The sequence below is a fragment of the Paenibacillus sp. GCM10027630 genome (assembly GCF_042676305.1).
Classification (GTDB): domain Bacteria; phylum Bacillota; class Bacilli; order Paenibacillales; family NBRC-103111; genus Paenibacillus_S.
Genome location: NZ_JBHTGY010000045.1, coordinates 38,007 through 48,924, shown reverse-complemented (window position 1 = coordinate 48,924; position 10,918 = coordinate 38,007). Strand labels below are relative to the sequence as shown.

Sequence of the window (10,918 nt, the reverse complement as noted above, 5' to 3'; positions counted from 1 at the left end):
GACATTGTAACCCTTTACAAATTGGGGGTTTTTAAGGAGATTATGAGCCGATGACCATTCGTAGAACGATTGAATCGATGCATGGACAAATGTTTTTCGAACCCGGCTTTCCCTTGTATGTGAACAGGGCAAGCGAGTCGTTTGAATTGCTGGAGCATTCGCATGATTTTGTGGAAATTACGTATGTAAGCGAAGGAAAAGGATTTCATTATATAAGGGATGAGATCATTGCTGTCCAAAAAGGTGATGTATTTTTCATTCCTGTTGGCACCTCGCATGTATTCAGGCCTGCGCATGCAGCGGCGAAGGACAGGCTCATTGTATATAATTGTCTTTTTCATGAGCAGTTGTTTGAACAAATGTCGCGTAACTATTCGGAGCTTCTGACTTCGGGTGATAGAGACGTTCTTTTTGCATTGCAAAAAGAAACGACATGGTTCCAGCAAAAAGAGCAGTTCGGGGATATCGGAGTATTGATGAGCCGCCTGCATATCGAATTCTCACAGGCCAAGGCGGCGCGGCGCTTCATGCTGCTATCCTATGTCATGCAGCTGCTGGTTTTGCTATACCGCTCCAGACATCCAGCAGGGCCGTGGTCCGATTCGTTGCCGGAGAACAATAGAATGGACGAGGCACTTGGATATATTCAGCAGCAGCTTCATAACCCGCCGTCGCTGCCTGAAATCGCCGCTCAAATTAACGTAGGTCCAAGGCAATTCCACCGACTGATCAAGCAGGCGACGGGGCAAACCTATACGGAGTATTTGCATAACGTTAGAATTCAAAAATGCTGCGAGCTGCTGAACAGAACGAATAGTAAAATAAGTGAAATTGCCGAGCAGGTGGGATATCAAGATATGAAATATTTTCACTCGCTATTCAAGAGGATAACAGGAATGTCGCCGCAGCAATTCCGCAAGCAATCGGTTATGCCATGAGGCTGAAATTTCTGCTGGATAAGCTTATCTTTTCCTTGAGCCCGCAGCAAAACGCATATTTAATTCACCGGTGCCTTGCGTGTTGGAAGGCAATCTCAAGGAGAATGAATTTCGCTTAATCAATGTTTTGATCTGTGACGGGCGAAGCCGTGGATTCTTCTGCAGCAGCTGGGCAACTGTTCCCGCCGTAATCGGTGCAGCAAAGCTGGTGCCGGTCAGCCGCATATATCCTTTGGGCAGGTTTCCTTGTGGAGATAATCGACTGAGGAGAGATCCAGGAGCCCGTAGCGAAACGATATTGACGCCAGGTGCTACCGTATCCGGCTTAATTAAGCCGCCTTTAGCCGGTCCGCGGCCTGAAAATCCAGCAATTCGGTCATCTGATTGCTTGACCGTACGCCGATCATCCACCGCTCCTACCGTTATCGCCAAGGGGCTAGTTCCCGGCGAAGTGATGGAGCCTTTGCCTGGGCCTGAATTTCCGGCTGCAACGGTAACAACGATACCGGCTTTGACTGCTTTCTCGATCGCTTGGCATAACGGGTCGTTTTTGCATGGCTCCAAAGCCAGCTTACCAAGAGATAAATTCAGGACGCGGATACCAAGTTTCTTACGATTCGCAATGCACCATTGAATGCCTCTGATGATGGTTGAATCGAAGCCGCCGCCTTGATTATCGAGTACCTTTACAGCGACGATTTTGGCTTTTGGCGCCGTTCCTTTATACTTCCCTTTGCTTAAATAGCCGTTACCGGCAGCATCTCCAACTACATGAGTTCCATGGCCGTTGTCGTCATACGGTTTTTTTTTATTGCGAATAAAATCTTTAAAAGCCTTAATCCGGTTGTAAGGCTTCGTCAAATCCGGATGGGGAGCGACACCTGTATCAAGAACCGCAATAGTTACCCCTTGGCCGGTCAGTCGTTTTCGCTGCAAGGTGGTAGCGCCGACTGCAGGAGCTGCGATGTTAAGCCTGGTGTTGTTTTTTCGGTCCAAAACGACCTTGGAAACACCTTTATGGTTACATATAACATCCAAGCAGGAAGGAGAAACATGAGCGGACCAGCCACCTACCAGCCATAATCCTCCTTTATCCAGAAAGTGATGCTTGTGCAGGCACAGCTTTTTCATAAGCTTGGACTGATGCTTCCTGTGAGAGTCCGGATGGGTGCCCGCAAATTGAACGATTACCGGAATGGTGGTGCGGGTTTTAGATCTTTTGCACTCAGCAACTGCACGATGCAGGGAATGTGTCATAGCAGGGTGTTTTTTCAAGGTGAATTCATCCTCCTTCTTATGCCTTCAAAATATGCAGCTTGCGTGTGATGTTCTATCCCGATTACCGGATCGACCTGCCCAATTGTTGCGTCGAGCCGTGGTGCTATTTTGTATGGATCTCTCATACAATGTATCGTACAAGTTGTAATGAAAGGGAGGGATGATCGATTGAATGGAACGAAAAATATTATGTATATGGGGCTGGCGTTAGGCATGCTGTTTTTTGCCGTCCCTAAATTGGATATTCACTCGGGATTTACACTGCCGACCATTTTCGGAATCGTCTGGGTGCTTTTTGCCCTTGTAATCATTGCTGCGCATCTGCATGAAATTCTTGGAGTTGATGACGAGTCCAAACGGGAGATGGCGAAGGTTAGGCATATGAAAAAATGGCAGCTGGAGCAGATGCTTCAAGGAAAACGCAAAATGCTGCAATTTAAAAAAATGCGCTGAGCGAAAAACAACAAAAGCAACAAATAGGAACATAGGAAAAAAGCCGTTTCCCTGGATTTACGGGAATACGGCTTATTTTACATACAAGAATGTTCAAGTGCTTTAGAGCACTGAAGTAAGGTGCCCTTCTAATATAAGTTTGCCGAGGGTACCCTATGTATCTCGCAAGACAAGCTGCCTTCAAGATTGAAATGTATCCTGAATGAAAGAGTTTCGATCAGAAAGCTTTTCGAAGGAATGAAGAATGAGCGAGTAACTTTCCTACCTTGCTTAGATTAGAGCTAAATTAGATCTACATTAGAGCTACATTAGAGCTACAGTAGAGCTTAAGATCTTTAATACACCCCATGATCAAGGGGATTTTTATATGGATAGAGACGATAAGCCCTGGAGGATTTTGTACGGAACTGAAAGTTCCGTTATTCCATCTGCCGCCGCCAATCTGGGGCGATAGCGGAAGTGGGAATTCCGTTATGTTGGCTGAATGGAGCATTTATGCACAAAAACAGAGCAATAACGGAACTAGCTGTTCCCGTATCCCTCTGTTTTTTGGACTTTTCAGGCGATAAAGGAACAATTACTTCCGCATTCCCCTTCACTTCCGTGGATGCAGTACTGGCGTGTTGTTTAGGATTATGTGCAGTTGATCTCTGTGCTAAAATATAGCGAAGCTAACCGTACATGGAACACCAGCAGAGAAGTTCATGGCTATCATTAACGGCTCGAAGACCGGCTTAGGGGAGTAAGGGAGCGGCGCAAAGGACAGAGTAGAGCAAAAGAGGGAATGGGTGTGGAGGAGCGTAAGTGTCCGCTCTGGTCGTCACCTCCGGTGACTGCTGGGTATGCGACCTACCTTTGAAGCTCGTGTTCCTCCTGATGCCAAGCATTCCATTCAAAGGAATACGACTTCAACAGCGGCCGTAATCCCACACCCATCTCTCCAAAGCACACAAACGTAGGTCGTACACCAAGGACTCCGTAAGGCTTTTTCTTATAATATCAGACTTTATAGTTTTCAGCGGAGCTGAACAAGCCTGATATTGCAAGAAAAGCTACAATTTAGACACGAGTGTATCTTTCTCGAAAGGGCTACGATCAGAAGCTTTTCTTATTTGTGATAATGAAAGGGCTTCTTCTCAGAGCAATAAAGTGATCGCGAGTAGATTGTACAATACCAGAGGAAGAATTACGTTGTTATAAGCGTAAGGATTGGCGAATGCGCGCACATGTCCTTCCAGTGGCCGTAAGTATAAGTGGGAGTCATCGAAATGGATGATATAACCATGGTACACTTGCCCTTGAACCGTTTGTACCTGAACCGGATGGTTCATGTGTTTGGCGCAAAGCCCATGGACATGATCTTTCAATTTGTTCATAGACTCCCACACTGTAGGGTCCATTTGATACAACGGTTGATTCTGTACAGCTGTTGGTTGATTATACATTCGGTCGTGCACCTCCAAAAGTTTCTACTCCATCCTATGCGAATGCCTAGTTTTGGTTCATATTTTTAACGAAATGACCAATTTGATAATTACAAGTGCTTTTGTTTCATTTAAATAGAGCTTATAATAAGTGATACAGAATAATACAGTATTGTGAAACGGGGTGTAACAGTTTTGGAGCAATCAACGCAGGAAGCAGCTACCAAGCATGAACAAATTTTAAAATATATCGAGGGTCTTAAGATAGGTTCCAAAATCTCGGTTCGAAAAATAGCTGAAAAGCTTGAGGTTAGTGAAGGAACAGCCTACCGTGCCATAAAGGAAGCGGATAATCTTGGTCTAGTCAGTACCAAAGAGAGGGTCGGAACCATCCGTGTAGAAAAAAAACTGCGTGATAACATAGACAAGCTAACCTTTGCTGAGGTTGTTAATATCGTGGACGGGGAAGTGCTCGGTGGTCTGGATGGACTGCAAAAGACATTGAACAAGTTTGTTATCGGGGCGATGCAGCAGGATGCTATGATGCGCTATATTGATCCGGGCAGCTTGCTCATTGTAGGAAACCGCAGTAAAGCCCATACATGTGCACTGGAGCAAGGGGCGGGTGTGTTAATTACAGGAGGTTTCGGCACTAGCGATGAGGTGAAAAAGCTGGCGGACGAGCTGGATCTGCCAATAATATCGAGCAGCTATGACACTTATACAGTGGCATCGATGATTAATAGAGCTATTTATGACCGTCTCATCAAGAAAAAAATACTGCTTATCGAGGATATTGTACCTCCGCAAATGCAGGTTATGGTTCTTAAGGGTCATCATATGCTGAAGGATTGGCAGCAGCTTCACGAACAGACAGGACATAGCCGATTTCCCGTAGTTGATGAATGGAACCGGTTGACAGGGATGATAACCTCCAAGGATTTGATTGGAGCACTGCCGGAGCAGACGATGGATAAGCTGATGACCCGCAACCCGTTGACAGCTGCTCTTAACACTTCAGTAGCCTCTGCTGCCCATATGATGGTGTGGGAGGGTATAGATCTGCTGCCGGTGATTGATACGAATCGCAAAGTAATGGCGGTTATCAGTCGCAAGGACGTGCTTAAAGCGATGCAGCAAATCCAACGCCAGCCGCAAAACGGCGAAACGTTTGAGGATTTGATCTGGTCCGGGTTTGAGGAGGAGCGAAGCAAGGAAGGGCAGACGGTTTACCGGGGCTTGATTACGCCTCAGATGACGAATCAGCTCGGGACAGTCTCAGAGGGGGTATTGACGATTCTGATGACGCAAGCGGCTTATCATGTTGTACAGAATGTGAAGAAGGGCGACCTCGTGATGGACAACATGTCCTCTTATTTTGTAAAGCCGGTGCAAATCGACAGCCAAATCGAAATCCATCCCAAAATAATTGAGGTCAGCCGCAAATTCGGCAAAATTGATGTGGGAATTTATCACGGTCCGACATTGGTAGCCAAAGCGATGCTGACCGCCCAATTCATCGATCAGGTTTAAGCTCGGGAATGTCTACAGCTTGCTATAAGCGCTATGATTGCGCAGACCCGCGAACAGGTTAAACAGGCCAAGCAGGAAGCAAATGGTGCCAAAAACGCGGCGCAGGTTGGAATCTGTAAAGAAAAACAGCTGGGAAACAGCGATAACAACAAGCATTGCGCCCATCGCGATGTTCATGCGTGCCGCATAAATCCCGCGAAGCTTGGGATCCTGGTTTCTCCTTGACCGAAAGCTGTAATAGACCGATAAAATTAATGGGACAAAAATAAATATAGGTAACAAAGCTTGGAGAATTTCCATCACAGGCACATCCTTTTATTCATTTCTTAGTTGTATCCATGGTGTGGCGCAGAAATGACGTCCAAACGGGATCTTTATTAATGTAACGATTTTTGTTGGGAAATGCAACGAGGCTGGCTAATAAAGAGTGGCTGCAGTGATCCGCGACTCCCGCTAAAGCAGTTCTCATTTTTGTGTTCTCAATATTGTCTATGGGACGGTGCGCCTCCATTCCTTTGCCGTGACCCAGACCTTAAGCTCTGTATGGATTAACAGCATGATTTTAACATTGACGGTATAATCCTTATCCTGAATGGCATGGTACGTTTTCTGGGCCAGCAGTCGTTGATACACATGGGGCGATTCCGCAAAATAAGTTATTTTTTGCCCTTTGACGACACTGAGATCATTGCGCAGGCGGCGTTCGATTTCTTGCTCGGTTACCTTATCGAGAGGATCGAGATCTCCCGATTCCACGGTGACATCAATTTGATTGATTGTGCTTTGCTGATTTTTGCTTTTTTTATACGAATTATTGTCTTGAATAAGCTTTTCATTCTCAGCCTGGAGCTCTTTATTTTTTATAAGTACCGTATTAAGATGGTGATGGTAAATTGCAGTAAATACAGCGCAGCCGATAATGCCCCCGGCAATAAGCAGGCCCGTTGCTTTCATCAGCCCGGTAAACTGTTCAAAGGGCGGTACCTTCAATTGCCGCTGCCTCCTTTACAAATCCATTGAATCAGTGTCGTGCCTGAGTGGGCTCCTATAAAAGCAAATACGATATATAAAATTTGTTTGATCGCGGGCGACATATAGCCTTCAACCAAGTTGCTCTCGATTACACGAATGGGGTCGATCGTCCCGCCTACTGCAGCTACCAGCGCCCAGATTTTGATCTGCTCCGAGATTAGCAGCATTCGGGTTGTAGGCGGTTCCATAATAAATACGGCTGCTATGCCGCCAAGCATAGTTCCTCCAAGAACAACTCCGAACGCCACAAAAAAATCGACTACGCATTTTGTTAAAAAGCTTGACATTCCTCGTTCCCATCCTTCCTTTATTACCACGCATGATGTCCTGCTTGTCTAATCTATGGTACAAGTGTTCGTATTATGATAAAATAAAAGAAATATTTTTGGCGGCATAAGGATTACCAACAAGGGGGTGGAGCGGGTGAGCGATTTTGTCCATCTGCATGTACATAGCGAATATAGTTTGCTGGATGGTGCGGCGCGCATCGATGATCTGGTTGGACGGGCGGCCGACCTCGGAATGAAGGCATTGGCGTTGACCGACCATGGCGTCATGTATGGAGCCATACCTTTCTATAAAGCTTGCAAGCAGCGCGGCATCAAGCCGATTATCGGCTGCGAGGTTTACTACACGGCAGGCTCGCTTCGGGATAAAGGGGCTCGGAAGGACCAGCCGATTTATCATTTAATATTGCTCGCCAAGAATCATACCGGCTATCAAAACCTGATGAAGCTGTGCTCAATAGGACATTTGGAGGGACATCATTACAAGCCCCGGATTGACCCTAAGCATTTGGCTGAATATTCGGAAGGGCTTATTTGCACCAGCTCATGTCTTGGAAGTGAAGTTTCCCAGCACTTGCTTCATGACCGTTACGAGGAGGCCAAGCTTGCTGCGCTTCGTTACAAGGACATTTTTGGTGATGATTTTTTCTTGGAGCTTCAGGATCATGGGTTGATGGAGCAGAAAAAAGTGATGCAAAGCATGCTCCAATTGAGCGAGGATACAGGCATTCCGTTGATCGCGACCAATGACGTTCACTATGTTCGTGAGCCGGATCATGCGGTCCAGGATATTCTGATTTGCATAGGGACAGGCAAGACGGTGGACGATACGGAACGGTTGCGCTTCCACTCAAGCCAGCTGTATTTGAAAAGCGAAGAAGAGATGAAGCGTCTGTTCCCTCATGTGCCGCAGGCGATAGAAAATAGTCGAATCGTGGCGGAACGATGTGAGCTGGAGCTCGAATTCGGCCGTTCGATCCTGCCGCAGTTCGAGCCTATTCCACCCAATGCGACAGCAGGCAGTTATCTTGCTGAATTGTGTCGGACAGGGCTTGAGGAGCGTTATGGGAATGTCGAAGCGTGGTTAGAATCAGAGGATAACAGCTACCGCAAGCAGCTTGAGGAAAGACTCCAATATGAGTTATCTGTAATTGAACGAATGGGCTTTTCCGATTATTTTTTAATTGTTTGGGATTTTATCCGTTTTGCTCATCAGCAAGGCATCGTAACAGGGCCGGGCCGGGGTTCCTCTGCCGGCAGCCTGGTAGCGTATGTACTGAAGATCACGGATGTAGACCCGATCCGTTATCAATTATTGTTTGAACGATTCCTTAATCCGGAACGGATTTCGATGCCCGATATTGATATTGATTTTAGCGATTTGCGCCGTGACGAGGTTATAGATTATGTGGTGGATAAATATGGACGCGATCGGGTAGCCCAAATTATTACATTCGGAACTATGGCGGCAAAGGCGGCTGTTCGCGATGTGGGCAGAGTGCTGAATATTCCTTATGGAGAAGTGGATCGCGCTGCCAAGATGATACCGTCTCAGCTCGGGATGACATTGGCGGAGGCTATCGAAGCCAATCCCGACTTGAAAGCTCTTGCCGCGAGACAGCCGAAGACAGCGCAATTGCTTGAGATTGCGATGAAGGTTGAGGGGATGCCCCGGCATGCTTCTACACACGCAGCAGGAGTAATTATTTCCCGGGAGCCGCTGACACAATATGTACCGCTGCAGGAAGGCAATGAGCAGACTGCATTGACCCAGTATTCAATGGAGCATTTGGAAGCCATTGGACTGCTCAAAATGGATTTTCTTGGCTTGCGAACCTTGTCTATTATCGAGCGTACGCTCCAATGGATCAAGGAGCAGACAGGGGAATCTGTAGATTTCCACAAGATTCCCATGGATGACCCTGCAACCTATGAGCTGCTAAGCCGTGGCGACACGACAGGTGTATTTCAGCTGGAGTCGGCTGGAGTACGCCGGGTGCTGAAGGATTTGAGGCCTTCGGATTTCGAGGATATTATTTCAGTGGTAGCGTTATATCGACCAGGTCCAATGGATTTTATTCCACGGTACATCGGGTGCAAGCATGGCGAGCTGGAAGTGGAGTATCCACATCCTTTATTGGAGCCGATTCTTGGAGATACGTACGGGATTATCGTGTATCAGGAGCAAATCATGCAGATTGCTTCCAAAATGGCGGGGTTCAGCCTCGGAGAGGCCGATCTGCTGCGGCGTGCGGTCAGCAAGAAGAAGCGCGAGGTGCTGGACGAGGAGCGCGCGCATTTCGTAAAAGGCAGCGTGAGCGAAGGCTTTAGTGAAGCGGAGGCGAACAAGGTGTACGACATGATCGTACGCTTCGCTGACTATGGCTTCCCCCGAGCTCATGCGACAGCTTACGGCGTTCTAGCGTTTCAGACCGCTTATTTGAAGGCGCATTATCCGGTCCAATTTATGGCTGCTATGCTGACAGCCGTAATGGGCAGCCACAATAAGGTGGCTGAATATGTGGACGAATGCCGCCGCATGGGCATCGTCGTGCTGCCGCCCGACGTCAATGAGAGCGGCGTCGTGTTTACGCCTGCGGCGCAGCCGGGCCTCGCTGGCGGCAGTGCCGCTGCTGGCGCGGATGCAGCTGCAGCGCAATCGCGTGCGGGAGCGATTCGCTTCGGACTCGCCGCGATCAAGAACGTCGGCACGCATGCGATCGAGTCGATCATGCAGGAGCGCGGCAGCGGCCCCTACAAGAGCTTGCTCGACCTGTGCCGGCGGGTCGATCTGCGAGTGTGCAACAAGCGGGTGCTTGAGTCGCTTATTCAAGGCGGAGCCGCCGACTCGCTGACCGGACACCGGGCTCAGCAGCTGGCGATGCTCGAAGAGACGATTGAAGCTGCTGTCAAATGGCGTAAGGAGCGGGATGATTTGCAGCTCCATTTGTTCGGGTTCGTCGAGGATGTTCACTGGGAGGTCGAATATCCGGAGATTCGACCCTTTACAATGACCCAGCAGCTGGAGCTGGAGCGAGAACTGTTGGGACTTTACATCTCTGGCAGTCCGTTGGATGACTATGAAGCGGTGCTGCGGGTGATTGAGGTTGATATGCTCCATCAGCTGCAGGAGCTGCCTGACAACAGCGAGGTGATTGTAGCGGGGTTGGTGCTGTCCAACAAGACGATTGTGACCAAGAAAGGCCAGCCCATGGCTTTCATGGAGCTGGAGGACCGTGTAGCCAAGGTGGAGGTCGTATTGTTTCCGGAAGCTTGGAAGCAGTTCGCGCCACTCGTCCAGAAGGGGAATCCCGTTCTGGTCCGGGCCAAGCTGCAGCAGGGGGACGAGGATATTAAGCTGCTTGCCGATCAGCTGGTAGCGCTGAGTGATCCTCAGCTGCAGCTGAAGGCTGTGCGCCGCCCTGCTGGGCATAATGCTTCCGCCCGCACTGGTGGCGATCACCCAGCTCCTGCCGGCGCTGGGGGCCGCTCTGCGGCTCCCAGCCGCCAAGCGCAAGCTTCGCTGCAGCCACAGGCCCGCGAAGGTGCTGCCGCGCCGCGCGTGGCTTCGTCCGGCCAGACGGCGCGCCCGCCTCAGTCTGGCTCCGCTGCACGGCCGAATTCGCCGGGCCGAGCAGTAAGTCCCGCGTCCGCTGCCCAGCCGACCAGATCGGCCGCTCCGGTAGGCACGTCCTCATCGACGGCCTCGCGTCCGCAGCGGGTATATGTCAAGATCTCGGCTGATCATGAGCAGCCGCAAGTATTGACAGCTCTGAAGCAGCTGCTTGCAGAGCAAGGAGGACCCTTGTCCGTTATCCTGTATTATGAGAAAAGCCAAAAAACGTTGGGCTTGAGCGATCAATATAAAGTGAAGCCTTCACCGAAGCTGTTCCAGGCCATTGAAGAGCTGCTTGGCAAAGAATCCGTAAAAGTGAAATAATTTTTTTACTTACAAAATCGTTGAGCTTCGCAA

At 48.8% G+C, this 10,918-nt stretch carries 9 protein-coding genes; 4 read left to right on the top strand and 5 right to left on the bottom strand.

What is annotated here, in order from left to right; genetic code table 11:
• Positions 1-50 precede the first annotated feature (50 nt).
• On the top strand, positions 51-938 hold the full coding sequence (locus ACFQ0C_RS22305; RefSeq protein ID WP_379369703.1) for a helix-turn-helix domain-containing protein: 888 nt from the start codon (positions 51-53) through the stop codon (positions 936-938).
• 24 nt (positions 939-962) lie between these two features.
• Here ACFQ0C_RS22305 and ACFQ0C_RS22300 read toward each other — a convergent pair whose 3' ends face one another.
• Positions 963-2,213 carry a S8 family peptidase gene (locus tag ACFQ0C_RS22300; protein WP_379369701.1) on the bottom strand — a complete coding sequence of 417 codons (1,251 nt, stop codon included), beginning with the start codon at positions 2,211-2,213 and terminating at the stop codon, positions 963-965.
• Between the two features lie 171 nt (positions 2,214-2,384).
• Here ACFQ0C_RS22300 and ACFQ0C_RS22295 point away from each other — a divergent pair, with 171 nt between their 5' ends.
• On the top strand, positions 2,385-2,669 hold the full coding sequence (locus ACFQ0C_RS22295) for a hypothetical protein (protein ID WP_379369699.1): 285 nt from the start codon (positions 2,385-2,387) through the stop codon (positions 2,667-2,669).
• 1,136 nt (positions 2,670-3,805) lie between these two features.
• Here the strand turns inward: ACFQ0C_RS22295 and ACFQ0C_RS22290 are convergent.
• Positions 3,806-4,114, bottom strand: a complete 309-nt coding sequence (locus ACFQ0C_RS22290) for a hypothetical protein (RefSeq protein ID WP_258216211.1) — start codon at positions 4,112-4,114, stop codon at positions 3,806-3,808.
• Positions 4,115-4,288: 174 nt separating this feature from the next.
• Between ACFQ0C_RS22290 and ACFQ0C_RS22285 the strand changes: the two genes are divergently transcribed.
• The gene (locus ACFQ0C_RS22285; RefSeq protein ID WP_379369697.1) at positions 4,289-5,626 is read left to right on the top strand and encodes a DRTGG domain-containing protein; all 1,338 of its coding nucleotides are present in this window, start codon (positions 4,289-4,291) and stop codon (positions 5,624-5,626) included.
• A 12-nt stretch (positions 5,627-5,638) separates the two neighbouring features.
• Here ACFQ0C_RS22285 and ACFQ0C_RS22280 read toward each other — a convergent pair whose 3' ends face one another.
• The 3 genes from ACFQ0C_RS22280 to ACFQ0C_RS22270 form a co-directional block, all read right to left on the bottom strand.
• Positions 5,639-5,926 (bottom strand): YtpI family protein, encoded by a 288-nt coding sequence (locus ACFQ0C_RS22280; RefSeq protein ID WP_258216213.1) that lies wholly within the window; start codon positions 5,924-5,926, stop codon positions 5,639-5,641.
• A gap of 189 nt (positions 5,927-6,115) precedes the next feature.
• Complete coding sequence (locus ACFQ0C_RS22275) at positions 6,116-6,616, bottom strand: sporulation membrane protein YtrI (protein ID WP_258216214.1); 501 nt, start codon at positions 6,614-6,616, stop codon at positions 6,116-6,118.
• A complete protein-coding gene (locus ACFQ0C_RS22270) occupies positions 6,613-6,945 on the bottom strand; it encodes a YtrH family sporulation protein (RefSeq protein WP_258216215.1) in 333 nt (110 codons plus the stop codon). Before ACFQ0C_RS22270 ends, ACFQ0C_RS22275 begins: the two co-directional genes overlap by 4 nt.
• A 136-nt stretch (positions 6,946-7,081) precedes the next feature.
• Between ACFQ0C_RS22270 and ACFQ0C_RS22265 the strand changes: the two genes are divergently transcribed.
• Positions 7,082-10,885, top strand: coding sequence for a DNA polymerase III subunit alpha (locus ACFQ0C_RS22265; RefSeq protein ID WP_379369694.1), 3,804 nt, complete (start codon positions 7,082-7,084; stop codon positions 10,883-10,885).
• The last annotated feature ends 33 nt before the right edge of the window (positions 10,886-10,918 follow it).

Excerpts from the sequence above, each read along its gene's own strand:
- ACFQ0C_RS22305 (WP_379369703.1), top strand. The coding sequence starts at position 51 with ATGACCATTCGTAGAACGATTGAATCGATGCATGGACAAATGTTTTTC.
- ACFQ0C_RS22270 (WP_258216215.1), bottom strand. The coding sequence starts at position 6,945 with ATGTCAAGCTTTTTAACAAAATGCGTAGTCGATTTTTTTGTGGCGTTC.
- ACFQ0C_RS22290 (WP_258216211.1), bottom strand. The coding sequence starts at position 4,114 with ATGTATAATCAACCAACAGCTGTACAGAATCAACCGTTGTATCAAATG.
- ACFQ0C_RS22280 (WP_258216213.1), bottom strand. The coding sequence starts at position 5,926 with ATGGAAATTCTCCAAGCTTTGTTACCTATATTTATTTTTGTCCCATTA.